General features: G+C 61.9%; 21 protein-coding genes and 1 pseudogene. 7 read left to right on the top strand and 15 right to left on the bottom strand.

What is annotated here, in order from left to right; translation table 11 throughout:
• Positions 1 to 257: 257 nt before the first annotated feature.
• Both phnD and phnC read right to left on the bottom strand, forming a co-directional pair.
• A complete protein-coding gene (gene phnD / locus A4A58_RS15455; protein ID WP_068733510.1) occupies positions 258 to 1,196 on the bottom strand; it encodes a phosphonate ABC transporter substrate-binding protein in 939 nt (312 codons plus the stop codon).
• 113 nt (positions 1,197 to 1,309) lie between these two features.
• On the bottom strand, positions 1,310 to 2,119 hold the full coding sequence (gene phnC / locus A4A58_RS15450; protein ID WP_068733508.1) for a phosphonate ABC transporter ATP-binding protein: 810 nt from the start codon (positions 2,117 to 2,119) through the stop codon (positions 1,310 to 1,312).
• 224 nt (positions 2,120 to 2,343) lie between these two features.
• On the opposite strand from phnC, the gene A4A58_RS15445 reads away from it, so the two are divergent.
• The 3 genes from A4A58_RS15445 to A4A58_RS15435 are packed head-to-tail and all read left to right on the top strand — an operon-like array spanning position 2,344 to position 4,900.
• A complete protein-coding gene (locus tag A4A58_RS15445; protein WP_068733506.1) occupies positions 2,344 to 2,994 on the top strand; it encodes a chloramphenicol acetyltransferase in 651 nt (216 codons plus the stop codon).
• Positions 2,991 to 4,178, top strand: a complete 1,188-nt coding sequence (locus A4A58_RS15440; RefSeq protein WP_068733503.1) for an alpha-D-ribose 1-methylphosphonate 5-triphosphate diphosphatase — start codon at positions 2,991 to 2,993, stop codon at positions 4,176 to 4,178. The genes A4A58_RS15445 and A4A58_RS15440 overlap by 4 nt, the downstream gene beginning before the upstream one ends.
• Positions 4,179 to 4,198: 20 nt before the next feature.
• A complete protein-coding gene (locus A4A58_RS15435) occupies positions 4,199 to 4,900 on the top strand; it encodes a DUF1045 domain-containing protein (RefSeq protein WP_068733502.1) in 702 nt (233 codons plus the stop codon).
• Positions 4,901 to 4,905: 5 nt separating this feature from the next.
• On the opposite strand, the pseudogene A4A58_RS15430 reads toward A4A58_RS15435, so the two are convergent.
• The 8 genes and pseudogenes from A4A58_RS15430 to A4A58_RS15395 form a co-directional block, all read right to left on the bottom strand.
• Positions 4,906 to 5,601: pseudogene (locus A4A58_RS15430) on the bottom strand (ABC transporter ATP-binding protein); the annotation flags it as partial.
• 86 nt (positions 5,602 to 5,687) lie between these two features.
• Positions 5,688 to 6,737, bottom strand: a complete 1,050-nt coding sequence (locus A4A58_RS15425) for a FecCD family ABC transporter permease (protein ID WP_244499776.1) — start codon at positions 6,735 to 6,737, stop codon at positions 5,688 to 5,690.
• On the bottom strand, positions 6,734 to 7,831 hold the full coding sequence (locus A4A58_RS15420; RefSeq protein ID WP_244499775.1) for an ABC transporter substrate-binding protein: 1,098 nt from the start codon (positions 7,829 to 7,831) through the stop codon (positions 6,734 to 6,736). Before A4A58_RS15420 ends, A4A58_RS15425 begins: the two co-directional genes overlap by 4 nt.
• Before the next feature lie 23 nt (positions 7,832 to 7,854).
• Positions 7,855 to 8,724: an alpha/beta hydrolase gene (locus A4A58_RS15415; protein ID WP_158005689.1), complete on the bottom strand. Its 870-nt coding sequence runs from the start codon at positions 8,722 to 8,724 to the stop codon at positions 7,855 to 7,857.
• A 74-nt stretch (positions 8,725 to 8,798) separates the two neighbouring features.
• The gene (locus tag A4A58_RS15410) at positions 8,799 to 11,186 is read right to left on the bottom strand and encodes a TonB-dependent siderophore receptor (RefSeq protein WP_068733491.1); all 2,388 of its coding nucleotides are present in this window, start codon (positions 11,184 to 11,186) and stop codon (positions 8,799 to 8,801) included.
• A 182-nt stretch (positions 11,187 to 11,368) separates the two neighbouring features.
• Positions 11,369 to 12,250 carry a helix-turn-helix domain-containing protein gene (locus A4A58_RS15405; RefSeq protein ID WP_068733489.1) on the bottom strand — a complete coding sequence of 294 codons (882 nt, stop codon included), beginning with the start codon at positions 12,248 to 12,250 and terminating at the stop codon, positions 11,369 to 11,371.
• A gap of 105 nt (positions 12,251 to 12,355) precedes the next feature.
• Positions 12,356 to 13,561: a zinc metallochaperone GTPase ZigA gene (zigA, locus tag A4A58_RS15400; protein ID WP_068733487.1), complete on the bottom strand. Its 1,206-nt coding sequence runs from the start codon at positions 13,559 to 13,561 to the stop codon at positions 12,356 to 12,358.
• 183 nt (positions 13,562 to 13,744) lie between these two features.
• On the bottom strand, positions 13,745 to 14,893 hold the full coding sequence (locus tag A4A58_RS15395) for a GGDEF domain-containing protein (RefSeq protein ID WP_068733485.1): 1,149 nt from the start codon (positions 14,891 to 14,893) through the stop codon (positions 13,745 to 13,747).
• A gap of 200 nt (positions 14,894 to 15,093) precedes the next feature.
• Here A4A58_RS15395 and A4A58_RS31530 point away from each other — a divergent pair, with 200 nt between their 5' ends.
• Both A4A58_RS31530 and A4A58_RS31525 read left to right on the top strand, forming a co-directional pair.
• Positions 15,094 to 15,240: a hypothetical protein gene (locus tag A4A58_RS31530; RefSeq protein ID WP_244499774.1), complete on the top strand. Its 147-nt coding sequence runs from the start codon at positions 15,094 to 15,096 to the stop codon at positions 15,238 to 15,240.
• 30 nt (positions 15,241 to 15,270) lie between these two features.
• A complete protein-coding gene (locus A4A58_RS31525; protein ID WP_244499773.1) occupies positions 15,271 to 15,369 on the top strand; it encodes an ATP-binding protein in 99 nt (32 codons plus the stop codon).
• A 29-nt stretch (positions 15,370 to 15,398) separates the two neighbouring features.
• Here the strand turns inward: A4A58_RS31525 and ggt are convergent, their stop codons facing one another.
• From ggt to A4A58_RS15375, 4 genes are all read right to left on the bottom strand, one after another.
• Entirely contained in the window at positions 15,399 to 16,976 is a 1,578-nt protein-coding gene (ggt, locus tag A4A58_RS15390) for a gamma-glutamyltransferase (protein ID WP_068733483.1), read from the bottom strand.
• A 267-nt stretch (positions 16,977 to 17,243) separates the two neighbouring features.
• Positions 17,244 to 18,266 (bottom strand): NAD(P)H-dependent flavin oxidoreductase, encoded by a 1,023-nt coding sequence (locus A4A58_RS15385; RefSeq protein WP_081421879.1) that lies wholly within the window; start codon positions 18,264 to 18,266, stop codon positions 17,244 to 17,246.
• Between the two features lie 123 nt (positions 18,267 to 18,389).
• Entirely contained in the window at positions 18,390 to 21,542 is a 3,153-nt protein-coding gene (locus A4A58_RS15380; protein ID WP_068733481.1) for an efflux RND transporter permease subunit, read from the bottom strand.
• 4 nt (positions 21,543 to 21,546) lie between these two features.
• Entirely contained in the window at positions 21,547 to 22,758 is a 1,212-nt protein-coding gene (locus A4A58_RS15375) for an efflux RND transporter periplasmic adaptor subunit (protein WP_068733479.1), read from the bottom strand.
• 331 nt (positions 22,759 to 23,089) lie between these two features.
• Here A4A58_RS15375 and A4A58_RS15370 point away from each other — a divergent pair, with 331 nt between their 5' ends.
• Together A4A58_RS15370 and A4A58_RS15365 are read left to right on the top strand one after the other, a co-directional pair.
• The gene (locus A4A58_RS15370; protein ID WP_244499772.1) at positions 23,090 to 23,635 is read left to right on the top strand and encodes a TetR/AcrR family transcriptional regulator; all 546 of its coding nucleotides are present in this window, start codon (positions 23,090 to 23,092) and stop codon (positions 23,633 to 23,635) included.
• 95 nt (positions 23,636 to 23,730) lie between these two features.
• Positions 23,731 to 24,153 (top strand): hypothetical protein, encoded by a 423-nt coding sequence (locus A4A58_RS15365; protein WP_068733477.1) that lies wholly within the window; start codon positions 23,731 to 23,733, stop codon positions 24,151 to 24,153.
• 10 nt (positions 24,154 to 24,163) lie between these two features.
• On the opposite strand, the gene A4A58_RS15360 is transcribed toward A4A58_RS15365, so the two are convergent.
• Positions 24,164 to 25,375, bottom strand: a complete 1,212-nt coding sequence (locus A4A58_RS15360; protein ID WP_081421877.1) for a glycosyltransferase — start codon at positions 25,373 to 25,375, stop codon at positions 24,164 to 24,166.
• Between the last annotated feature and the right edge of the window lie 257 nt (positions 25,376 to 25,632).

Below are 25,632 nucleotides of genomic sequence, written 5' to 3'. Positions count from 1 at the left end.
TGCCTATGAAAGTAACATACCGTCAGATCGCTGCGCTCAGGATAACCTCTCCCCGCAAGCGGGGAGAGGTCGGAGCCGAGCGTTAGCGAGGCTTCGGGTGAGGGGGAGCCAGTGTTTCACTCGCTGGCTCCCCTCACCCGTCTTCGCTTCGCGAAGCCACCCTCTCCCCGCAAGCGGGGCGAGGGAAGAGACCGCAGCGTTCCACACAGAAAAGGAGCCGGACCATTGCTGATCCGGCTCCTGTCAATTGCAGATACTTACGACGCCTTCTTCTTGCGCAGCGCGTCGACGAACTTGATCAGGTCGATGGTCGCGTCCCAATCCTTGGTGGTCGCAGCGTGGAAGCCCTTCTTCTGGCCGTCCGACAGGCGATCAAATGCCGCCTTGTCCTTGGTCGGTGCATCGACGAAAGCCTTGGCGATGGCGACCTTCAGATCTTCCGGCAGGTCGGAGTTATAAGCATAGGGGCCGTTGATGATCGGAGCGGACTTGTGGACGATGCGGAAGTCTTCCTTCTTCATCGCCGAACCGTCTGCATTCTTCAGCATGCCCTTGGTCAGCATCTGCTGCAGCGTCGAGTCGTTGTCGTTGGTCCACTGGTTGGCGGCGACATCGACGGTGCCCTGCGACAGCGCCAGCAGCGCATTTTCGTGGCTGCCGGTGAACACGACCTTGCTGAAATAGGTGTCGGCATCGGAGATGCCCATCTTGTCCAGCTCGAAGCGCGGCACGTTGTTGCCGGAGGTTGAATTCGGATCGACCAGACCGAGGTTCTTGCCCTTCAGATTATCGATGGTCTTGTAAGCGCTGTTCGCCTTGACGAAGAACACCGAGTAGTAGCCCGTCGAGCCATCGATGTTGATGTCGTTGGCAAAGGCATCGGTCTTCACGCCGGTGAGGCGCGCACGGGCGAACGAGGCCGAACCATAGCTGGCGATGTGGATGTTGCCGGAGCGCTGGCCTTCGATGACGGCTGCGTAGTCATTGGCGATGCGCAAATTGACCTTCACGCCGAGTTCTTTCGACAGATAGGCGACGAAGGGCGCCCAGCGCTCGGTGACGCCCGACGCGTTTTCTGCCGGGATGATGGCGAAGGTCAGTTCCGGATACTTGGCCTTGTAATCCTGGGCCGAGGCCGAGGTGGCGGCGAAAGCCAGCGCCGCGGCGCTGAGCAGAATGGAGCGACGGTTGATCATGACAGTCCCTGTTTTGATCTGAGGTGAAACGTTTTTTCTTGGTAGAAGGCGCGTCTATCGCGACGATGCCATCGTTACGATGACGGCACCGCGATAATTTCAACGCACTGCAATCACGCGACGGCAGCCACACCGTATTCGGGAACGTGGACAGGCGTCGGCATATGCGCCGATCCCATCACCTCGTCGGCTTCGAGATCGTAGAGTTCGCGGGCGATATGTTCGGTGAGCGCGGAGGGCGCGCCGTCGAACACGACGCGGCCGGCGGACATGCCGATCAGGCGATCACAATAGGTCCGCGCCAGATCGAGCGAATGCAGGTTGCACATCACGGTGATGCCGAAGTGCTTGTTGATGCGCAGCAGCGCATCCATGACGATGCGGGTATTGCGCGGATCCAATGATGCGATCGGCTCATCGGCAAGAATGATGTCGGGCTGCTGTACCAATGCGCGGGCGATGGCGACGCGCTGCTGCTGACCGCCGGAGAGCTGATCGGCGCGCTGCGAGGCGTATTGCGCCATGTCGAACTGTTCCAGCGCCGACATCGCCAGTGCGCGATCATCCTCGGGCCACATCTGGGTCAGCGAGCGCCACTGCGGCATCTCGGCAAGGCGACCCATCAACACATTGGTCAGCACATCGAGACGGCCGACGAGATTGAACTGCTGGAAGATCATGGCGGAGCGCGCGCGCCACTTGCGCAACTCGCGGCCCTTGAGCGCGGTGACATCCATGCCATCGAACGTGATGCGCCCATCGGACGGCTCGGCGAGACGGTTGATCATGCGCAGCATGGTCGACTTGCCCGCGCCTGAACGACCGATCACACCGACGAATGCGCCGGGCTTGATCTCGAATGACGCGTTATCGACGGCGGCCTTGGCGCCGAAACGGCACGTCAACCTATCCACCACCAGCATGAGGCACTCCAATGACAATAGACATCGCCACCGGTAACGCCCGCGTTTAACAGTGATGTGACATGTGCCCTGCGCATACGGGTTATCCTCCTTGCGGGAAAAGCACGCCCGAATTCATGCTGACGTCACGACACTGTCACGAAACCGACCGAAGAGACCCACGCGCGCCCAGCGCGCACTCTCTTCATCACATCCTGATTCCTCTTCCGTCGCACGGGTGTCACATGGCCGGAAAGCAGCTCTCCCTCACGCCATCGGTCGATCCGAGCGCGAAACTCGTCGACAGCAAGCTCGGCGCTTATACCGAAGTGGGCGCGCGGACGATCCTGCAAGAAGTGACGATGGACGACTATTCATATGTCGTGAATGACGGCCAGATCACCTACACGACCATCGGCAAGTTCTGCTCGATCGCGGCGATGATCCGGATCAATCCGGGCAACCACCCGATGCATCGGGCGACGCAGGCGCATTTCACCTATCGCGCCTCTTCCTATTTCCCCGGCGAGGCCGACGACGTCGACTTCTTTACATGGCGGCGCGAACATCATGTCACAATCGGCCATGACGTCTGGATGGGCCACGGCGCGATCGTTCTGCCCGGTCGGCAGATCGGCACCGGCGCAGTGATTGCCGCCGGCGCCATCGTGACCAAGGACGTCGCCCCCTATACGATTGTCGCCGGCAATCCGGCGCGACCGGTGCGGCGGCGATTTTCGGAAACTGTGGAATACGGACTAATGGATCTCGCCTGGTGGGATTGGGACCATGAGATGCTAAGACAGGGGCTGCCGGATTTCCGCAAGCTCCCGGTCGAGGATTTTCTAGGCAAGTATAAAGGCGTCAAGGCGCCCAAGCAGATGGCAGTGACATGACTGAACTTTTCATCGACGGTGGACGCACTTTGCTCGGCCGCGACATCGCCGAGACCTCACTGCAGATCGCAGATGGCGTGATTGCGGACATCGGATCGGATGCGCCCCATGGCGCGCTCGGCCTCGATGCCTCCGATCTGCTGGCGCTGCCGGGGATCGTCGACCTGCATGGCGATGCCTTCGAGCGACAGCTGATGCCGCGCCCAGGCGTCGACTTCCCGGTCGACGTCGCCTTGATCGACAGCGACCGTCAGGCCATCGCCAATGGCATCACCACGGTGTTCCACGGCGCCACATGGTCCTGGGAGCCGGGCCTGCGCGGCGCGGAGAACGCCCGCAAGCTGCTGGATGCCATCGAGACGCTGCGGCCGAAGCTCGCCTCCGACACGCGCTTCCATCTGCGGCAAGAGACGTTCAATCTCGAGGCGGAGGACGAGATCCTGGGCTGGCTGAAGGCCGGCCGCATCGATCTCCTCGCCTTCAACGATCACATGGATATCGCCGGCATTTCGAGGCCGGCGAAGCGCGCGCGGATGGTCGAACGCACTGGCCTCACCAGCGAGGCCTTCGATCAGCTGGTCGAACGCGTGCTGTCGCGCACCGACGAGGTGCCGGCCTCGATCGCGCGGCTGGCCAAGGTAGCGAACGCTGCCGGCGTGCCGACGCTCTCTCACGATGATGCTTCGCCTGCGATGCGCGACGATTTCCGCAAGCTCGGCGTCAATATCGCCGAATTCCCGATCAACGAAGAGACCGCCAAGGCTGCGGCCGCGGCCGGCGACTTCATCGTATTCGGCGCGCCCAATGTGGTGCGCGGCGGCAGCCACACCGGCTGGACCAAGGCGTCGGACATGATCGCCAAGGGCCTCTGCTCGGTGCTGGCCTCGGACTATTACTATCCCGCACAATTGCTGGCCGCATTCCGGCTGGTTCAGGACGGCATCCTGTCGCTGCCGCAGGCCTGGGCGCTGATCTCGTCCGCACCAGCCAAGGCCGCAGGGCTCACGGACCGTGGCGAGATCGCCGACGGACGCCGCGCGGATCTTCTGCTGGTCGATGACAGCATCGCGCTGCGGCCGCGCATCGTCGCCGTGATCGTGCAGGGCAAGCTCGTGCATCTCACCGATGCCGCGCGCCTGCAGCCGGCACGTGCCATGTCCCGTAAAGCTATTGCCGCGGCATAACGCGGCTTTATGGTGCGGCCATGACTGAATTCCCGCGCTACGCGATCTATTACGCCCCCGACGCCGACAGTGCCCTCTCCCGCTTCGGCGCCGAAATCCTCGGCTACGATCCCTTCACCGGCGATGACGTGCTGGTTCCCGGTGATCTCATCATACAGGCGCTGGACTGGCCGGCGCTGATCAAGGACCCGCGCAAATACGGCTTTCACGCCACGCTGAAGGCGCCGTTCTCGCTGACGCCGCAGGCCACTGAAGCCGACCTGATCGCAGCCTTCGATGACTTCGCGCGAATGCCCCGCGCCATCCCGGAAATCTCGCCTGTGGTTCGTATCATCAGCGGCTTCACGGCTGTGGTGCCGGATGCCCCCTCTGCTGAACTTTCCACACTGGCTCAGGCCTGCGTTGAGGGATTCGAGGTGTTCCGCGCACCGATGACGTCGGAAGACCGCGCACGTCGCAAACCGGAGAACCTGACGCCGCGGCAGGTCGAGCAGCTGGATCGTTTCGGCTATCCCTATGTGCGCGACGATTTTCGCTTTCACATGACACTGACCGGACGGCTTCCTCCCGAGCGCAGCCCGGCGGTGCTGGCGATGCTGCAGCAGCGGTTCGCGACACTCGATCTCGCCTCGCTGCGGATCGACCGCATCGGCCTGTTCCGCCAGACATCTGCGACGTCGCGCTTCCAGGTGCTGCGTCACGCGCCGCTGACGGCAGCCTGATTCATTCAGGCCAGCCGCCCGGCGTGAATATGAATGTCGCCGGAGGACGTGGTCTCGACACTGCCGTCGATACCATAGACATCCGACAGCATGGTTGCGCTGATGGCATCAGCTGGCGCGCCGCTCGTATAGAGCGCGCCGCTTTTCATCACCACGATGGAATCCGCCCACCGCGCTGCGGCCTGCAGGTCATGCAGCACCGCGATGACGGCCGTTCCGCCGCGCGCGGCGGTTTTCACGATATTCATGACCTGAAGCTGATGCCGCAGATCGAGTGCACTGGTCGGCTCGTCCAGCAACAACAGCCGCGGCTTGCGTACCAGCGCCTGCGCGAGACTGGCAAGCTGGCGCTGACCACCGGAGAGTTTGTCGAATGGCTGCAGCGCCAAATCGACGATCCCGAGACCACTGAGCGTCTCGAGCGCAACATCGCGAAAAGCCGCCGCGTCCATCCGCTCAATCTGCGGCGGCGACGCACGCAATGCGCTGATCACGGATTCCAGTACGCTCAACGCCATCCGCTGCGGCAGAAATTGTGGCATGAAGGCCATCGCACGCGACCGCTCGCTGGCCGATGCGGTCAGCATGTCCAGAGCCCCAAAGCGAATGTCGCCGCTTGCCGGCACAAGCCCCGCCACCGCGCGCAGCAGCGTCGTCTTGCCGGCGCCGTTCGGTCCGACCAGCGCGGTGATCTTGCCGCCCGGTATCGGCGGCATTGATAGATCGCGCAGCACCTTGCGCGCGCCATAGCCGGCAGAGAGAGACCGGATGGTGAGGTCCGAGGCGCTCATACGGTGCCTCGCCGGCTGAAGATCAGCGAGAAGAACACCGGCAGGCCGATCAGCGCCGTGACGATGCCGATCGGAATCAGCACGCCGGGGATGATGCTCTTGCTGGCCACCGAGGCCAGCGACATGATGATCGCGCCGGTCAATGCGCTGGCCGGCAGGAAGAAGCGGTGATCCTCGCCGATCAGCAGCCGCGCGATATGCGGCCCGGCCAATCCAACGAAGCCGATGGTGCCGACAAAGGCCATGGCCGTTGCCGTAAGGATGCTGATCCGCAGCAGGGACATGAAACGCAATTGCGCGATGTTGATCCCGAGGCTGCGGGCACGATCCTCGCCCAAACGTAACGCCATCATCGGCCAGGCCGCGCGCTGTGCAAACGGCAAGGCGATGACCACGACCACCGCCAGCAGCCGCACCTTCTCCCAGCTCGCGCGGGAGAGGCTGCCCATGATCCAGAACACAAGCTGCTGCAGCGCCTGCTGGCTGGCGAGAAATTGCGTCAGTGCCACTAGCGCGTTGAAAGTGAAGAACAACGCGATGCCGCACAATACGAGGATATCGGTGCCTGAGCCGCGCAGCCGCACCACCGATTGCAGCACGATGACGGCGATGAAGGAGAACACGAAGGCATTGGCCGAAATGATCCAGTTCTGCGGCACGCCGGGAATGCCGATGCCGAGCACGATGGCCAACGCGGCACCGAAGGAGGCCGCCGACGACACACCGAGCGTGAATGGGCTGGCGAGTGGGTTGCCAAGGATCGTCTGCATCTCCGCACCGGCCGTGGCCAGCGCGAGGCCGACCAATATCGCGAGCAATGCCTGCGGCAATCGTACCTCCCACAGGATCGCGCTTTGCGGGCCGGACAGCTTGCCGATATTCAGCACGCCGCGCACGGCATCCATCAGGCCAAGGCTCGAAGGCCCGGTCCCAAGATCGACCGCGAAGGACACGACGCTGATCAGCGCCAGCAGGATGAGAAAAGCCACGCGCCTGCGAATGACGCGCTGATAGGCCTCAGCAATCGCTTGCGAATCGGCGCTCACTTGAGATCGGCCCAATAAATGCCCTTCATCGGCACCGCGAGAAACCTGGCATTGATCTCGGCCATGGTCGCATCGGGGTCTATATCCTTCATCGCCTGTGGATGCAGCCAGCAAGCCAGAGCTTCCGTCGCCAGAAGGTTCAAGGGTGTCGACATGATGTTGTGGAACAGGCCGTGGACGCGCTTTCCCTTGACCGCACGGAGCTCAGAAAAGCCAGGCCGAGCCACGACCGCTGCAAGCCGCTGCTGGATCATGTCCGCATCGAAGCCCGGGCCGACCACCAGACCGCCGGTGGCGCGCAGATGCGCGCCACCGGTGCCAACATAGATATCCGGATTTTGCGAGATCACATATTCGAGGCCGAGCTGCGCCGTCGGGCCTTTCGACACAGGCGCAGAGATGCTGTCGCCACCGGCAAAGGCAATGAAGCGGCCAATATTGCCGCTACCGGGCGCGTGGCAGCAATCGCTGGTGTTTGCATGGGTCTCGAACAGGATGCTGGGACGCTTGGTGTCCTTCGGCATCCGCTCCGCAATCCGCTTCATATGCGCTTCGTAGAAGGCGATGTAGTCCTCGGCCTGCTGCTCGCGACCACTGACGCGACCCAGCACACGCATGCTGGGAATGGTGTTGTCGAACGGATTGACGAAGAAATCCGTGAACACCACGGGAATGCCTGCCGCCTCCAATTGCCGCGCGACGTCATTGCCCCGACCGCCAGGCGCAAAGCTGGTCCCGAGCACGGCGACGTCGGGCTTGATGGCAATCGCCTTCTCGACCGAGAACGAGCCGTCATTGCCCATGCCGAGCACGGGAATGTCATCGATTGCAGGAAACTTCTGGCGATAGAGCGCATAGCTCTCGCTGTCATTGCGGCGGAAATCGCCGAGCCATCCGGCAATCAAGCTCACGGGATCCGGGTACAACAGCGACAGGCCAAGGATCTGACGCCCTTCGGCGAGGATTATCCGCTTGGCCGGCTGCGCGAGCGTGACGGTACGGCCGGTGATGTCAGTGATGGTGACGGGGTTAGCCGCAGCAGGCGCGATGGCCAGATACAGGCCCAGGACGCACGCGATGAGCGCTGAAGTCACGGATCGAAAATCAATGGAAGCCATCACGTGCCCGATGCCAGAGAGAACCGCAGCGCCCGGCTGATTGCCGCCGGTAACACGGATGCGTGGTTCTCGTCCTCGAATTCCTTGAACGTCACTTCCAGCGCCGCCCGATCCATCGTCGCGAGATCCGCCGCGAGGCTGCGGGCATTCTCTACCATTCTGTTGCGGCGAATCCAGGAGTCATAGCCGACGGGCGAGCCATCGGCGGACTGGGCCTCAGCCTGTTCCAGACTGCCGACGGTGACGAGCAAGCGCCGCGGCAGCTTCAACGCGCCACCAGCCGTGAAGCGCGCCTTAAATTTTTCCTTGGCCTGCTGCAACTGATCGCCGCCGAACCAGATCGACGGACTGGCGGCCGCATAATTGCGAAACAGGTCGGGCCGCGTGAACAACGTATGCAGCGCGAACAGTCCGCCGAAGGAATGTCCGAACAGCGCGCTCTGGTCGCGATCGATATCGAACTCGCCTTCGATCAGCGGTTGCAATTCGTGCTCGATGAAATCGAGAAATTCATCGGCGCCGCCCGTCCTGGTCCATCCACCCTGATCGGGGCGCTGGGGCAGCGCATCGGATGGTACAGGGGGCGTGTAGTCATAGGTGCGACGTTCGGCATCAAGCCACAACGTCGTGGGATAGCCGATGCCGACGATGATCGCGGGCCGCACACCCGTTCGCTCCGGCCGGCGCGACTGCAGCGCAGTTGCCGCTGCCGCGATGGGAAAGGTTCCGTTGCCGTCAAGCAGATAGACGACGGGCATTTTGCCCTGCAGTTGGCCCGTAGTGGGCTGCCAGACAAAGATGCGGTAGTCGCGCCCCGTCTTCGAGGTGACGTCACGCACACTGGCGCCGGGCAGCATTACACTCGACATACAGGGATCGCTTTGCTGGCTCTTCGCTCGCATGGTCCGGCACCGTCCATTGGACGATGCCGGACCGAACTCATTTACCACTGATACCGGATCGTGCCCAAGGTAGTCCGGCCATTGCCGTAGAAGCACTGGTTCGACGAGGCGCAGGCCGAAACATAGGTCTTGTCGAAGATGTTGGTCATGTTGACCGCCACTTTCCAACCCCTGAGCTGCGGCGACATGCCGGCCAGATCATAATGAATCTGCGCATCGCCAAGCGTATAGGCCGGGACGACCATCGCAGCCGAATTGGCGGCATCGCCATTCGACGCGCCGACATAGCGTACCCCACCGCCAAAGCCGAAGCCTGCGAGTGCACCGCTCTGGAAGGTGTAATCCATCCACAGCGACGCGGTATCGGCGGCAGCGCCCACCGGCTTCTTCCCCTGCACGGAGACGACGGTGGAGGTGCCGTAGATCGTCGCCGTCTGCGAGCTCCTGGTGATGTCTATATCGGTGTGCGAATAGGCGGCGATCACGTCGAGGCCGGGCTGCAGCGTCACTTTGCCCGAAAGCTCGATGCCCTTGGAACGTACCTCGCCCTGCTGGACCTGACAGAAGCCACCCGAGACGGTGCAGCCCGTCGTGTGCGCCGTATCGGTCGTGAGGACGTTGTTCTGCGTGATGTCGAAATAGGACAGCATGAAGAAGCCGTTGAGACCCACCGGCTGATACTTCACGCCGACCTCGTACTGCTCGCCCGTAGTCGGGACGAAGGCCTTGCCGGTGTAATCGGTGCCGATGCTCACGCTCGGCTCGAACGACGTCGAATAGCTCGCATAGGGCGCGAAGCCATTATCGAACTGATAGGTCGTACCGACGCGCCATGTCGTTGCGGTGTCCGACGGCCGAATCAGGCTCGTGACGGCACCGCTCGCGATGGTGCTGGTCTGGCTCGTGGCATTGGCCCAGTCGTTACGCACGCCGGCAACGACAGCGAGCTTTCCGACCCGGACTTGGTCCTGCAGGTAGATGCCGGACTGCTCACGATCGATGATCGTCTGGCTGGTCAGCGCCGGCGCGGATAGCGTGCCGTAATTCGGGTTGAGATAATTGATATTGGTCGAAGTGCCGGTGCCGAACCGGGCATTCGAGGACACATTCTGATAATCGACGCCCATCAGAACGGTGTGATCCAGCCAGCCGGTCGCGAATTTCGCTTCGGCCTGCGTGTCGATCGCCGCAGCCTTCAGCTGCTCCAGATAGTTGGTGGTTGAACGCGCGAGACAGAGATTCGCCGTGGTGCCCGCGCCGCAGGTCGAACCCGCGCCGAAGCCAGTCACCGACAGCGCCTTGAAGTCGCTGGTCACTTCCATGTAGCGGAAATTCTGGCGAACAGCCCAGGTGTCGTTGAAGTGATGTTCGAACTCGTAGCCGACCGAGGTCTGCTCGCGCGAATACGTATTCACGTTGGGATGGCCAGAGAAGAAGTTCTTCGGAATCTGGCCGTTGGCATTCGGAAGCAGCGTGCCGAGGGCCGGCAGCCAGTTCGGCTGATAGCTCGACGGGTCCTTGGTGTAGCTGGCCCGCACCGTCAGCGTGGTATCGGTCGATGGACGCCAAGTGATGGTCGGCGCAATCATCTGTCGTTCGGTGGTGGTGTAATTAACCTCGGTGTCCGCCTTGCGACCGAGACCGACCAAACGATACAGCAGATCGCCGTCCTTGGTCAGCGGACCACTGATGTCGAAGCCGCCTTCGATGCGGTTATGATCGCCGAAACGGGTGAAGATCTCGCCTTGCGCCGTCATGGTCGGGTTCTTGCTGATCAGGTTGACCATGCCGCCGAGATTGTTCTGGCCATACAACACCGAGGCTGGACCACGCAGAATCTCGACACGTTCGAGCAGATAGGGATCGACCGACGGCATCGCATAGGACACGCCGCGTGGCAGGCGCAGGCTGTCCCAGAAATGCAGGTAGTTGGCGTTGGCACCGAAACCGCCGAAACCACGGATGAAGACGTTGTCGAAGCGATCGCCGACGCGGCTTTCGGAGATGACGCCGGGCTCGTAGCGCAGCGCTTCGGCAACCGAACGCGCGCCTTGCTGCGCGATCTGATCCTTGGTCACGACCGTGATCGACTGCGGCGTTTCCAGGATCGACGCATCGGTCTTGGTGCCGGTGGCCGAGCGCCTGGCGACGATGCCCTGCACCGGGCCACGCGCGGTCTCGCGCGGCGCCACCTCGGCAGCCGGCGGCGAAGCGACGGGTGCACGGCGCGCGGTTGTCGCAGCTCGGGACGACGAGCGCTGCTTCGGCGCGGCGCGCGGCGCGCGCGGTGCACCACCTTCGATGGTCACCGGCGGCAGCGTCGAGCCAGACGACTGTTGAGCGAGCACGGACGTGGAATCGACGAACGGAAGCGCCAAAGCGAGTGGTGAAATATGAAGCAGCCTGCCCCAGCGCATACGTGTCGTCATGTGTCTGATGATCCCCGAGAGTCATTTCTGCGCCGGGCAAATTCCCCGAGCCAGCGCGCTCCTCTAGTGGCACGCAGCACAAGGGAGACATAGGCGCGGACTTTCGTTTGCCGGACTCTCGCTTTTGTCGGAGGTTAGGAGACCTATAAACTGTCGCAGCGCTTTGCCGCGACGGCGGGGATCTAGCGCAGGCTGCTCGGCGAAATGCCGAAGCGCTTGCGGAAGACGGTGGCGAAATGCGCCGCGCCGTAGCCGACGTGATAAGCCGCCTCCGACACGCTCATCTCGCCGGATGAGATCAGCTTGTAAGCCTGTTCCAGACGGTATTCCTGCAGAAAGCCGAACACCGTCGACCCGTAGACGCGGCGAAAGCCGTCGCTGAATTTGCGGACATTGAGGCCCACCTGCTGCGCCAGCCCTTCCAGGTTCGGCGGCTTCTGCATGGAGGCGATCAGCAATTCACGCGCCTGACGGATGCGCTCGATCTCTTTCGAGGAGAGCTGCAGCGCCTCTTCGGAATTCGCCTGAGAGATGCAGGACGAGATCGCCAATGCCGCAAGCTGCAACGCCTTGCCGCCGAGATAGAGCTCGCGCTCCGCGCCGCGGATCGGGCAGTTCATGATCTGGCTGGTCAGGGCCTGCAGCGCGTGGCCCGCCGGGCCTGACATCAGCAATGCACCATCGTCGCGCGAGATGTTTCCGCTCGTGAACGACCGGTCCAGCGCCGCCGACATATCAGCGCCCATGAGGTTCTCGTTCATCTGCACGATGACGTAACGCACGGGAACATCGGCGGCGAAGACCTGATCGCGCTCGGCGCCGTTGATGGTACGGATGACCAGCACCGCGGGACCGCAGATCTCCCGTGCGGTGCCCTCGCCGATCCGGATCTGCACGCGTCCGCTCAGCAGCACGACGGTCTTCACGCCGGCCGGCAGCGTCGCATTGACGCGTTTAGGTTTGTCGAAGCGGGTAATACCGGCGGACAGGATCAGCGTTCCCGACAGCAGGAGCAGCTTCTCGTTTTCGCTTGGCGTTGTGACTGGCGAGAGTTGGCGATCCACCGATATGGTCCATACGGGCAGGTGCCCAGAGGACGCACCCTATGGCCGCCAGCGCTGATCGCAACCCGCCGGGCCCATCGCCAATTTATAATTGGTCAAAGAAGCTTACGCCACCTCGTCGGCCCGTTTCCAGGCCGGAAACGGATCGGCGAGCCTCGCCCAGCCGGCGATATCCATGCCGGGCTTTCCCGGAACAAGGCAGGCATCAAGCCGGCGGCGGATGTCGCTCTCGTCCATGTCGGAACCGATGAACACGATCTCCTGCCGCCGGTCGCCATAGATCTCGTTCCAGTTCTTCTTCAGCGACTGCCGCCAATACGGATCGTCCGGCCAGCGATCGGCAGGCACATTGGCCCACCAGAAGCCCATGCCTTCGGTGCGCACGATGGCGCCGGCCTGGCTGAGTTCGCCGACCCATTGCGGCCGCGTCGCGAGCCAGAAGTGGCCTTTGCTGCGGATCACGCCGGCCCAGCTCTCGCGCAGGAAGGCCTGAAACTTCACGGGATCGAACGGCCGCCGCGCGCGATAGACGAAATTCGTCACGCCGTATTCTTCGGTCTCCGGCACGTGGTCGGCAAAACCATACAGCTCCTTGTGCCAGAGCGGATGCTGCTGCGCCTTCTCAAAATCGAAGCGTCCGGTATCGAGCACGCGGTCGAACGGCACATCGGCAAAGCTCGCCTCGATGATATCGGCGTCGGGATTGAGCGCGCAGATGATCTTGCGCGCGCTGTTGCATTGCTCGAGCGTGGCGTCATTGACCTTGTTGAGCACGACGACATCAGCGAATTCGATCTGCTCCACCAGCAGATCGACCAGCGTCCGCTTGTCGCCGTCGAGTGCCTCACCGCGGTCCTGCAGAAAGTCGGTCGAGGAATAATCCTTCAACAGGTTCACCGCATCGACGACGGTCACCATGGTGTCGAGCTGTGCCACGTCGGAGAGACTGTCGCCGTTCTCGTCGCGGAAGTCGAAGGTCGCGGCCACCGGCAGCGGCTCTGCAATTCCGGTGGATTCGATCAGCAGGTAATCGAACCGCCTGCTCTCGGCGAGCGCACGTACTTCTTTGAGCAGATCGTCGCGCAAAGTGCAGCAGATGCAGCCATTGGTCATTTCGACCAGCTTCTCATCCGTCCGCGACAGATTGGCACCGCCATCGCGAACCAGGTCCGCATCGATGTTCACCTCGCTCATGTCGTTCACAATCACCGCCACTTTCAGGCCGTGACGGTTGTTCAGCACATGGTTCAGCAAAGTTGTCTTTCCAGCCCCGAGGAAGCCGGACAAGACCGTGACGGGGAGTTTTTGCATCGAGATCGAACAGTCTTTTGAGGGTGCGGGACATTGGGCTCATCTTATTTGTTATGTTATAACATAACATAATCAGTGCCTGTCAACCCGCTCCCCATTGATGCCATCGATTCACTGTCAGCTTTTTTGATCTGAAGGAAATCTTGCCTGCACGGGTCAGCCTACGCTCGCTGCGCCGAACCGCTAGCCCGCACGCGCCATCGTCTCGGCATCGACGGGCTTGGCAAACGTCACTCGGTTTCGACCGCTGGCCTTCGATGCATAGAGCGCCCGGTCGGCAGCCGGAGTGAGATCGGAGGGATCATCGCCGTCGCGACCAACCGCGATCCCGACGCTTGCGCCAACAGTGAGCTCGAGACCATCGATGATGAACGGCTCCGAGACCGTCCGAATGATGCGGCGGCCCAGCAACATGGCCTCCTCGCGATTGCCGACAACGGATTGCACCACGACGAATTCGTCGCCGCCCATGCGCACCGCGAAATCGCCGTCGCGCAAAATTCCGCTGAGCCGGCTCGCAACGGCCTGCAGCAGCGCGTCGCCTACGGGATGACCATGCACGTCATTGACCTCCTTGAACCGGTCGAGATCGATGCTGTGAACGGCGATGAGGCAGCCTGTTGCCCGCGCGCGCGCCGCGATGATCGCCAAGCGCTCCTGGAAGCCAAGCCGATTGGCGAGACCCGTGAGCGCATCGTGCCGCGCAAGGGTCGAAAATTCGTGCTTGAGCGAAATCTGCTCGATGTTCTGCCGATAGATGAAGCGGACGGTCTCGAAGCTACCAAGCAGGAACGCGATCAGGATCACGGCATAGAAGGCCAGGTTGCCGTCGGCGCGAGCCAGCGCAGAGAATGCCGTCGGCAAGGCAACCAGCATCAAGGCCGGCAGCGCGATCCCCGGGCGGACGGAAATCCGGCAGACGATGCCAGCCGCATAGCCGAAGACCAGCGCCGTTGCGAGGAGTTGATGCGCAGGATTCTTCGCCCAGAAAGTCGCCGCGCCAAGCAAACCGATCAATCCTGCAAAGACGTAGCTGCTCCACGCGTAAAGCCGCTCCCATCGCTCGGCCGCGACGATTGTGAAACTGCGTTGACCTTTACTGCGATGATAGACGCCCTCGGTGGCCACGCGGAAGATCGTGACGATCACTCCGGCTGCACTCAACCCGTAGAACCATGGATTTGCAGAACTAATGGCGACGTGACACGAGACGATGGCCAGTGTGAAGCCGGCGATCGAGAGCGGCACACGCGTCTGGAAAAGCATGTCAATGAGTTCGATCCGGACATGGTCCGGAACGCCGACGAAAATTGATTTCCAGAATCTGATCACGTCGCCTCTCCCCGAAGCACCCGATACCGCCAAAGTCTGAAAGTTTCACCGGCGAACTGGCTCAAATTCTAATGGAGTTAATCGATAGTTACCGACACCGCGCCGCTTGCTCCGTCATATTCGCCGAACCTGCGAGTCAGAGAAACGACCAACAATGCACCCGTTCGCCGTTTCCACACTGACGGCGCCAAGGATCCCCCTTGCTCGACCGCAGAGGCCATACGGTTCGCGTGATATGCAAGGACGGCATCGTGGCCGACACTTATCCCGGTGCGCTCGCGCAGGTTGTTCGAAATCTCGCGCTGAATACAGCAGTTCATGGCGTCCCGATGGCCGCGCCGGCGTGATCGAGCTTGCCGTCTCGCGACGATGGCAACATGCGCGTGGTCGTGGCCGACAATGGCGACGGCATTCCGCCGGACGATCTGCCGAAAGTTTTCGATCCGTTTTTCAAGACACGGCGCGACGGGACCTGAAGCTCGCCATCGCGCCTTGTCCTGATCGATCAGAAGCCGAGTGCGAGGCCGTCCTTGCGGTGGTCCGAGGCGCCGAGCAGCACGCCGCGCTGATAATCGATCTGGATGGCCTGGCAGCCGCCGATGCCGGTATCCATCATCTGCAGCGTATGGCCGCGGGCGGCCAGATCGTTGCGCACCGCTTCCGGGATGGTCTTTTCAAGCTGCAGCAGGTTATTGGTCGCGAACGAGCGCGGCGCCTCGGCAGCAGCCTGGATGTCCATCTTGCGATCGATCACATCGGATATGAACTGGGCATGGCCGGTGGCCTGATAATGGCCGCCCATCACGCCGAACGGCATGACCGCGCGGCCGTCTTTCATCAGCATGCCCGGAATGATCGTGTGCATCGGGCGCTTGCGCGGGCCAAGCGAATTCACATGGCCGGGCTTGGCGCGGAAACTCCAGCCGCGATGGTGCAGCAGCACGCCGGACTTCTTCGCATAGATGCCGCTGCCGAACGGACCGAACAGCGAATTGATCAGCGACACGGCGTTGAGATCGCGATCGACCACGGTCAGATAGACCGTGTCCTTGTGGATGACCGAGTCCCAGTGCTCTTCCGGCGAAGCCTGCTTCATGTCGATCTTGGCGCGAAGGTCGCCGATGAATTTGTCCGACAGGAAGCGCTCGACATCGACCTGCCCGTAAGCCGGATCGCAGAAATAGGCATCGCGCGTGCGATAGGCCGCCTTGGTCGCCTCGGCGAGCACATGGATGCGGTCGGCTTCGCTCAGATTGGCCATGTCGTAGCCGGCCAGCACGCGCAGGATCATCAGCGCGGCGAGGCCCTGGCCATTCGGCGGACATTCGGCGACGTCATAGCCGTGATGATTGGCCGAAATCGGCGTCACATAGTCGGAGCGCTGCTCATTGAAATCATCGGCCTCGTGCGCGCCGCCGATGGCACGCAGTGTGGTGATGATGTCGTCAGCTACCTGGCCCTGGTAGAAGCCGTTGCGGCCCTCGCGCGCGACCCGGCGCAGCGTGGCAGCGAGCGCCGGCTGGACGCGCTTGTCGCCGACCGCGGGCGCATGACCACCCGGCAGGTATTGCGCGGTCGCGTCGGGATGCAGTTCCAGCTTGCGGCGCCATTTGGCCCAGTCGGCGGACACGCGCGGCGTGATAAGGAAGCCATTCTCGGCAGCGTCGATGGCGGCGGCAAACACATCGGCCAGCGGCTTCGAGCCATGATCCTTGCTGAGCTTGCACCAGGCATCGATGGCGCCGGGCACGGTGACGGTCTCGACACAGGTCTCGGGAATGTCGCGGGCGCCGGACGCCGCATATTTCTCGGAATCGATCTTGGCGGGGGTACGGCCGGAGCCGTTCAGCGCGATCGGCGCGCCGCCCTTCGGCGAATAAAGGGCAAAACAGTCGCCGCCGATGCCGGTCATCGCCGGATCGGCCACGCATTGCACGGCGACCGCCGCCAGCGCCGCATCGATGGCATTGCCGCCCGACTTCAGCATCTCCACAGCAGCCAGCGTCGCCAACGGATGCGAGGTTGCGGCCATCCCGTGCTCGGCGACGGCAACGGAACGGGCAACGGCCATGAAATCACGCATGAGGGTCCTCTATCGGTACGAAGCCGCCATCCGCGGATCGCGCGATGAGGCGGGAGAGATGCGGTCGAGCGCCGAGCAGATCGGCCCCCAGGCGCGCGGGGATGGCGTGTGGTTTAGCGTGTGAATCGACAGCGTGGTAGCCGTCACCGCAATAATGATACCGGCAGTCGCCACCGCGAACGCGATATCGCGCCGCAACCCAGCCGTGCAGATCTGAACGCAATGCCCCCCGTCCGAAACCTTGCGTCGGGCGCGGATGCTTCACTCCTAGCGCGTCAGCCCCGCAGGTGAACGACGTGTCGTTAAACGCGCAGTCTCATATTCATCGCGCGTGCGGGCGACCAGCGTCGCTACGGACTCGACTGCAGCAACACCTGAGACAGAGTGACCTGCGCTCCAGACGTCGCGCCATCGTTTGACCCCGGACGTCGCTTGCCGGCCATAGAGCGCATCGGCTCGCTCCCTGGTCATGTCCGTCGGCAAATCTTTCGGATCAAGCCCCGCGGCGACAATCGAGGGAACCAGCGTGTTGGTTTCCAGCCCGGTGAAAGCCCGCGACAGCAGAACATCATCGAGTTCGGACGTGACGAGCATCTGCTTGTACTCGTCCACCGCCATGCTCTCCTCGGTGGCAATGAACTTGGTGCCCATATAGCTGAGATCACAGCCGAGCACCTCGGCGGCAAACACCGCCTGCCCATCCGACACGCCGCCGGCCAGCACGATCGGCCCTTCATAGAAGGAGCGAACCGCCCGAACGAAGGAAAAGCCGTTGACCCAGCCGGTCTGCCCACCAGCACCCGCCGTCAGCAAGACGAGACCATCGACACCGGCCGCAATGGCTTTCTTCGCATGCCGGATCGAAGCGACATCGGCAAACACCATACAACCTATCTCATGCAGCGGACCGACGACCGCATCCGGCGGTCCGACGCTGGTGATCACCATCTCGCAGCCATGCCGGATCACCGTGGCAAGATCATCCTGCAAGCTCTCGCGGCGGATGATGAGATTCGGACAAAACGGCGCGTCGTCCGGCCCGAGCGCACCGAGAATGCGCGCTATCCAGCTATCGAGTTCATCGTCGGTTCGGCAATTGGCTGTTGGAAACGAACCGATCACGCCAGCCTTGCACGCCGCAATAACGAGAGCCGGACCCGACACGCGAAACATCGGCGCCGCGACCAAAGGCACCGACAGGCGCGGTCGAATTATTTTCGCAAAACGGGCTGTACTCGCTTTGCCGCTAAGGTCGTTGATTGGGTAGCGGTCGTCCGAAGACAGAGGCATTTCTTTCCATCCCTGTGATTTTGTCGGGAGGATAGCCGGAAAAGCCGAGTGACCGCTATAAGCTGAGGAGATGGTCACCCCCTCGCTGCGGGCGGCCATCTCTTCAGGTCGAGAGCGACGCGACTACTCCGCAGGCGATGCAATCGGATGCTCATTCGCCTGAGGCTTCTCGTCCTTCTTGCGGCCCGGAAACAGGCGCTGCACCAACACATAAAGCACCGGCACAAAGAAGATGCCGAGCACCGTCGCGGTGACCATACCGCCCGCGACGCCGATGCCGATGGCATTCTGGCTGGCCGAACCTGCGCCAGTCGCCATAGCGAGCGGCAGCACGCCGAGAACAAAGGCCAGTGAAGTCATCAGGATCGGGCGCAAACGCTGCCGTGCAGCGTGCAGCGTCGCCTCGACCAGCGACTTGCCCGCCGCTTGTTGCTCGATGGCAAACTCCACGATCAGAATCGCGTTTTTCGCAGACAAGCCTATCGTCGTGAGCAGGCCGACCTGGAAATAGACGTCGTTGGCCTGCCCGAACATCGTGGCCGCCGCCAGCGCTCCGAGAATGCCGATCGGCACGGACAGCATTACGGCGAAGGGAATCGACCAGCTCTCATAGAGGGCAGCGAGGCAGAGGAACACGATCAGAACCGAGATCGCATAGAGATACAGTGTCTGGCTGCCGGTCAGCCGCTCCTGAAACGACAGTCCGGTCCATTCATGCGTATAGCCGGCCGGCAGTTTCTTCACCTGCTCGTCGACCGCAGCCATCGCGGTGCCCGAACTGGTGCCAGGTGACGCCTGTCCCTGGATTTGCACCGCCGCCACGCCGTTGTAGCGCTCGAGACGCGGCGAGCCGTAGCTCCAGCGCTCGCTCGCGAAAGCCGTGAATGGCACCATCGATCCCGAATTGTTGCGCACATACCATCTGCCGATATCGGTCGTGCCCATCCGGAATGGCGCGTCGCCCTGGACATAGACCTGTTTCACGCGGCCGCGGTCGATGAAGTCGTTGACATAGGAGCCGCCCCACGCCGCCGACAGCGTCGTGTTGAGGTCGGTCAGGTTGATGCCGAGCGCCGTGGCTTTCGGCTGATCGATATCGAGATTGAATTGCGGCGTATCGTCCTGTCCGTTCGGCCGCGACTGCGCGATACGTTTGTCGCCTGCGAGCTGTCCAAGCAGTTGATTGCGGGTTTTCAGCAGCTCCTCGTGGCCGGCGCCGCCGGAGTCCTGCAAATAAAAGTCGAAGCCGCTGGCATTACCGAAGCCCGGCAGCGACGGCGGCAACACGGTGAAGGCCATCGCGTCACGAATCTTCGAGAACACTGCCATTGCACGCCCGGCAATGGCCTGCGCCGACTTGGCATGATCAGCACGTTCGGCAAACGGTTTCAGGCTGACGAAAGCAAGGCCCACATTCTGACCCTGCCCGGCGAAGCTGAAGCCACGCACCGCGAACACGCCCTGCACAGTGTCCTTCTCATTCTCCATGAACTGATGCTCGACCTGCTTGATCACATCGAGCGTGCGGCCGGCGGTGGCGCCAACCGGCAGCTGAATCAGTGAGATGAGCGTGCCCTGGTCTTCGTCGGGAAGGAACGAGCTCGGCAAACGCACGAACAGAAGAACCATACCTGCGACAACAGCAACGAAAGCGATCAAGGCCGCGGCCGGCCGCCGCACCACAGCGCCCGTGGTCTTCTCATAGCCATTGGCCGTGCGATCGAAATTGCGGTTGAACCAGCCGAAGAAACCGCGCTTCTGGCCGTGGCCCTTCTCGGGCTTCTTCAGAATCGTGGCGCATAGCGCCGGCGTCAGGATCAGCGCCACCAGCACCGACAGCACCATGGCCGACACGATGGTGAGCGCGAACTGCCGATAGATGATGCCGACCGAACCGGAAAAGAAGGCCATCGGAATGAACACGGCCGACAGCACGACGCCGATGCCGACCAGGGCGCCGGTGATCTCATGCATCGACTTCTCGGTCGCCTCGCGCGGCGACAACCCTTCTTCCTCCATCACACGTTCGACGTTCTCCACCACGACGATAGCGTCGTCGACGAGAAGGCCGATCGCGAGAACCATCGCGAACATGGTCAGCGTATTGATGGAATAACCCGCAATCGACAGCACACCGAATGTGCCAAGCAGCACCACCGGCACGGCAATGGTCGGGATGATGGTCGCGCGCCAGCTCTGCAGAAACACGAACATCACGATGAAGACCAGCACGATCGCCTCGAACAGCGTGTGCACGACCTTCTCGATCGACAGTTTCACGAATGGCGTCGTGTCATAGGGATAGATCACCTTCAGCCCCGCCGGCATATTCGCCGTGAGCTGATTGATGCGCACCTTCACGCCTTCCGATGTGGCCACCGCATTGGCGCCGGTCGCCAGACTGATGCCCATGCCGGCCGCCGGCTTGCCATTGTAGCGCGCCACGGCGTCATAGCTCTTGGACCCCAACTCGACCCGGGCAACGTCCTTGATACGGACCGTCTGGCCGGACGTGCTGGTGCGCAGGATGACGTCGTTGAACTGCTCGATGGTCTGCAACCGGCTCTGCGACGTGATCGTCGCATTGAGCTGCTGGCCATCCACCGCTGGGAGACCGCCGAGCTGGCCGGCGGTGACTTGGGTATTCTGGGCCGTGATCGCCGCCGTGACATCACTCGGCATCAGGTTGTATTTCGCGAGCTTGTCGGCATCGAGCCAGATCCGCATCGCATACTCGGCGCCGAACAACTGCACCTGACCCACACCGGAGACGCGGCTGATCGGCTCGTTGATCGAGCTCGCCACATAGTCGGCGATGTCGCTTGCGGTCATGCTGCCGTTCTCGGAGACAAAACCGAGCACCATCAGGAAGCTCGACGACGACTTCACCACGCGCAGGCCCTGTTGCTGCACCACCTGCGGCAACAACGGCATCGCGAGCTGCAGCTTGTTCTGCACCTGCACCTGAGCGATGTCGGGATTGGCCTCGTTGCTGAAGGTGATCGAGATCTGCACGGTGCCGGTCGAGGTCGAATAAGACGACATATATTGCAGATAGTCGACGCCGGTCATGTTCTGCTCGATGACCTTGGTCACCGAATTCTCCGCCGTCTGCGCATTGGCGCCCGGATAGGTCGCGGAGATCGTGATCACCGTCGGTGCGATCTGCGGATACTGGGCGATGGGCAGCCCCAGAATCGCCAGCAGGCCGCCGAACATGATCAGGATCGCAAGGACCCAGGCGAAGATCGGCCGCTTGATGAAGAAATGCGACATACCATTATTCCTTGCGGGCTGCGGACGCAGCGTCGGCACCCGCATCAGCCTGCTTGCCGGGATTAAGGGTCAGGCCGGTGGCGGGATCGACCGTCACTTCAACGGTCTTGGCATTGGCGCCAGGTTTGACCTTCTGCAATCCGTCGATGATCACGCGATCGCCCGAGGCAACACCGCGCTCGACGAGCCAATTATTGCCGATCGCCTGAGCGACTTCGATGATGCGCTGCTCGACCTTGCCGTCCTTGTCGACGAACATGGCGGTCGCCTGCCCGAGCGGATTACGCGACACCGCACGCTGCGGGATCATAATCGCCGTGAGATCGACACCGGCTACGACGCGCGCACGCACATACATGCCCGGCAACAGCGCGCGGCTCGGATTTGCAAAGATCGCGCGCGTGCTGACGGAACCGGTGTTTTCGTTGACGCTGGAATCGGTGAAACTGTATTTGCCCTTCTGGTCGTAGGTCTTGCCGTTCTCCAGCAACAGCTCGATCTGGACGTGGCCGTCCGGCTGCTTCAACCGGCCGCTCTGAAGTTGCGAGCGCAGGCGTTCCATTTCCGAGGTCGATTGATCGAGATCCACATAGATCGGATTGAGTTGCTGGATCGTGGTCAGGGCGCTGGCCTGGCTCGCGGTCACCAGGGCACCCGGCGTGATCGACGACTTTCCGATGCGGCCGGAGATCGAGGCAGTCACCTTGGTGCGGTCAAGCGCGATCGCTGCGGTATCGCGATTGGCCTCGGCAGCCTTCAGATCGGCTTCGCCCTGCTTGAAGGTGGCGACGGCATCGTCGACATCCTGCTGACTGGCGGCATTGGTCTTGAGCAGCTGCGTCTTGCGCTCGGCCTTGAGCCGCACGCTCACGAGATTGGCCTGCGCCTTCAGAACCGCAGCCTCCGCGCTTTCGAGCGCAGCCTGATATTGAACCGGGTCGATCTCATAAAGAAGATCGCCGGCCTTCACTTCCGAGCCTTCGACGAAGTTTCGCTTCTGCAGGATTCCGGTGACCTGCGGTCGCACTTCCGAAACCTGATAGGCGTTGACGCGACCCGGCAGCACCGTGGAGACCGGCGCCTCCCGTGTCTTCAGAACCAGAACACCAACTTCAGGCGCCTGCGGCGCCGCAGCTTCCTTCTTCGCCTCACCACATCCCGCAAGCGCCAGCAGGCCAACCAAGGCGAAAGGGCGCGCAAATCCAAGGCTCATCATCAGTTCACCAATGCAAAACGGCGCCCGACATCCGCGCAAATCGCGGACGACGTCGCCGTTGGAAATATGTGGAAACTCTTCGGTTTCCGTGCAGGAAACTTGGTAGTTTCCTTTCGGGAAGTCAAGCGCTACACTGCGCGGGAAGTCGCTGCTCAAGCGTTTGTGAGGCGACCTTCATTAACGGGATCGATGCCCAATGGTTGCACCAGCAAGTGCGAGTAAGAATCGCGATGGCACTTTGTCGCAGGCAACGCGTCCGCCTATAGCGAACCCTGCCGCATCAACCGCTTCGGCTCCGCCATCCGACGAACGCACCGAGCATCTGCTCACGGTGGCCAAAGCCACCTTTACGTTGAAGGGCTTCGCGGCGACCACCATGGATGACATCGCTGGCGCCACCGGCATGTCGAAGAAAACGCTCTACAAGATGTTCGCCAGCAAGAGCGAGCTGTTCCGCGCGATGCTGCTGCGCAGCCTGCCGCAGGTTCGTTTCAGTCACGTAGAAACCAAGGGCACGCCGATCGACCGGTTAAGGTTATCCCTGAAGCACATCGTCGATATCGCGCTGGCACCCGACGAAATAGCACTGCATCGGCTGATCATCAGCGAGCGCCTGTTGTCCCCGGATATCGCTGGCATCTTCGCCGAGGTCATCTTCGAACTGGGCGCCAAGGACGTGGTGGAAGCGCTGAAACAGGTGACGATCCGCCCCGAGCTCCGTGACCAGCCCATCAAACAGGTGTCCGAGATGCTGCTCGGAATGGTGTTCGCCAATGATCATTTCAGGCTGATGGCGGATAACAGCTATCGCCTCAACCGGCGCATGCTCAACACGCGGATCGAATTGGCGATCGCGATGTTCTGCAAGCCTGCCTGATCACGCATCCGATTTCTTAACCGATTGATCACCATAATCGGCCAAGCTGCGCCATTGCGCGGCATGCCGCTGCGCGCGCTTGGACCGGATACGGCATGTTCCAGATGTTCCTGCGGGCTCGTGCCCAGAACTATCTTCGCAGCCTTGTCGGCGAGCGTGAGTTCAGGGCGCGTTCGGCTGAACGCGATGCCGAAACTGATCGCGAGCGGCTGGATTATGTCCTTTCGGCCCTCGATAGCGCGCTCAGCAATGCCGAAGCCGAACAGGCCGGCCTCACCCGGCGCGTCGACGATGTGCTGGCGCGCGCGGCTGTAACCTTCGGCAATGGGGACGATGAGTACCTGACCCGGGAGAAGCTCGACAGCGATCACCTGGACCTGTTCGAGACCGAAATTTCAAACGGTCAGCGCCGGTTGCGCGACCTTGCTGTCAGCATCTCGCACTTCAAGTTCCTGAAGACCGCCATGCTGTCACGGTTTCCGGATTACAAAGGCCCCGGGTCGCGGGCGTCATTGTAACGGCAGATGCCTATTCGCTTCGGGCGGAATCCCTGGCATCGCTCCAGCGCCGCTTGAAGCCTGCCGCATCCGGTGAACTGCCATCGCGATTGCGCCGCCGCTCACCGCTGAACGTCCGCATGTGATCGTTCACGAACGACATCAGTTCGTTGCGGAAACGCTCAGCCGAGAATTTCTCGGCTTGCATCCGGCAGTCGGCACGCGAAAATGAGCTTTCATTCGCCACGAAGGCACGGACGCATTCCGCAATTGCTTTCGGCTCGTTGGAATCGAAAAACATGCCGGTGCGTAATTCCGGAGAGGCCGAGACCGTCTCGCGCGCGCCGCCGCGGCCGAACGCCAGAACCGGCGCCCCCTCGGATTCCGCTTCGACAACGATGATCCCGAAGTCTTCCTCGGCGGCAAAGACAAAGGCACGCGCCGTCGCCATCAATTCGCGCAGCTTCTCATCACTGACGAAGCCGACAAATGTCACGTTCGGGCTAGCGATTGCCTTCAACCGTTCCGCATCCGGGCCGTCGCCTGCGACGATCAGCTTCTGATCCGGCAGTTCGGCAAAGGCCTGGATCACGGCTTCGATCTTCTTGTAGGGCACCAGACGACTTGCCGCGAGGAAGTGGTCCCCGGTGGGCAGATCGGGCGGCAGCTTCGACATGGTCACCGGCGGATAGATGACCTTGGCGTCGCGGCCATAGACCTTCTTGATCCGCTTGGCGACGAAATTGGAGTTCGCCAGCATGGCGTCTGGCCCATGGGCCGTGCGCACGTCCCAGATCCGGATGCGGTGCAGCAGTGCCCGCGCCAACGCGCTCTTGATGCCAGCGGTGTAACCGCTTTCATTCAGATAAGCGTGCTGCAGATCCCATGCATAACGCATCGGCGAATGCACATAGGACACGTGAAGCTGGTTCGGGCCGGTGATCACGCCCTTGGCCACCGCATAACTGCTGGAAATAACCAGGTCGTAGCCCGACAGATCGAACTGCTCGATCGCGATCGGCATGAGTGGCAAATATGACCGATGACGTTTGCGGATGAACGGCATCTTCTGCAGGAAGCTGGTACGCGCCTTCTTGAAGCCAATCTTGGCGCGATCTTCCGGCGTCAGCACATCGAACAGCGTGAACACATCCGCTTCCGGATAGCACTGCAATATCTCGCGCAGCACCTGCTCGGCACCGCCCAGCGTGTAGAGCCAATCGTGGACGACAGCGACGCGCATAGGACCTCAACGGCGGAAACGACGAATGTGGGCTGACCTGAAAATAGACCAATGCGCCCCTTCTACAATCCACTCCTACAACTTGCGTTAATTCGATTGCGAACTGTCGGTAAAAATTGAATCAATTCAGATGTGTTCTGATAATCTCTGGGGAAGATGCTACCCGGTTCGCAGGACGCGGTCGGCACCATATCCATCCAGGGCAGAAGAGCGCGCATTCTGGCGCACCATCCGCGCCGTTCAGCATAACGAGAGTT

The organism is Tardiphaga robiniae (genome assembly GCF_001618955.1).
Lineage (GTDB): Bacteria > Pseudomonadota > Alphaproteobacteria > Rhizobiales > Xanthobacteraceae > Tardiphaga > Tardiphaga robiniae_A.
Note: the sequence above shows the minus strand (reverse complement) of the source record. Positions and strands in the feature narration are given on the sequence as shown.

Excerpts from the sequence above, each read along its gene's own strand:
- A4A58_RS31525 (WP_244499773.1), top strand. The coding sequence starts at position 15,271 with ATGCGCGTGGTCGTGGCCGACAATGGCGACGGCATTCCGCCGGACGAT.
- A4A58_RS15445 (WP_068733506.1), top strand. The coding sequence starts at position 2,344 with ATGGCCGGAAAGCAGCTCTCCCTCACGCCATCGGTCGATCCGAGCGCG.
- A4A58_RS15375 (WP_068733479.1), bottom strand. The coding sequence starts at position 22,758 with ATGATGAGCCTTGGATTTGCGCGCCCTTTCGCCTTGGTTGGCCTGCTG.
- A4A58_RS15360 (WP_081421877.1), bottom strand. The coding sequence starts at position 25,375 with ATGCGCGTCGCTGTCGTCCACGATTGGCTCTACACGCTGGGCGGTGCC.
- phnC (WP_068733508.1), bottom strand. The coding sequence starts at position 2,119 with ATGCTGGTGGTGGATAGGTTGACGTGCCGTTTCGGCGCCAAGGCCGCC.
- A4A58_RS15435 (WP_068733502.1), top strand. The coding sequence starts at position 4,199 with ATGACTGAATTCCCGCGCTACGCGATCTATTACGCCCCCGACGCCGAC.
- A4A58_RS15380 (WP_068733481.1), bottom strand. The coding sequence starts at position 21,542 with ATGTCGCATTTCTTCATCAAGCGGCCGATCTTCGCCTGGGTCCTTGCG.
- A4A58_RS15385 (WP_081421879.1), bottom strand. The coding sequence starts at position 18,266 with ATGCCTCTGTCTTCGGACGACCGCTACCCAATCAACGACCTTAGCGGC.
- A4A58_RS15440 (WP_068733503.1), top strand. The coding sequence starts at position 2,991 with ATGACTGAACTTTTCATCGACGGTGGACGCACTTTGCTCGGCCGCGAC.
- phnD (WP_068733510.1), bottom strand. The coding sequence starts at position 1,196 with ATGATCAACCGTCGCTCCATTCTGCTCAGCGCCGCGGCGCTGGCTTTC.
- A4A58_RS15365 (WP_068733477.1), top strand. The coding sequence starts at position 23,731 with ATGTTCCAGATGTTCCTGCGGGCTCGTGCCCAGAACTATCTTCGCAGC.
- ggt (WP_068733483.1), bottom strand. The coding sequence starts at position 16,976 with ATGCGTGATTTCATGGCCGTTGCCCGTTCCGTTGCCGTCGCCGAGCAC.
- A4A58_RS15410 (WP_068733491.1), bottom strand. The coding sequence starts at position 11,186 with ATGACGACACGTATGCGCTGGGGCAGGCTGCTTCATATTTCACCACTC.
- zigA (WP_068733487.1), bottom strand. The coding sequence starts at position 13,561 with ATGCAAAAACTCCCCGTCACGGTCTTGTCCGGCTTCCTCGGGGCTGGA.
- A4A58_RS15415 (WP_158005689.1), bottom strand. The coding sequence starts at position 8,724 with ATGTCGAGTGTAATGCTGCCCGGCGCCAGTGTGCGTGACGTCACCTCG.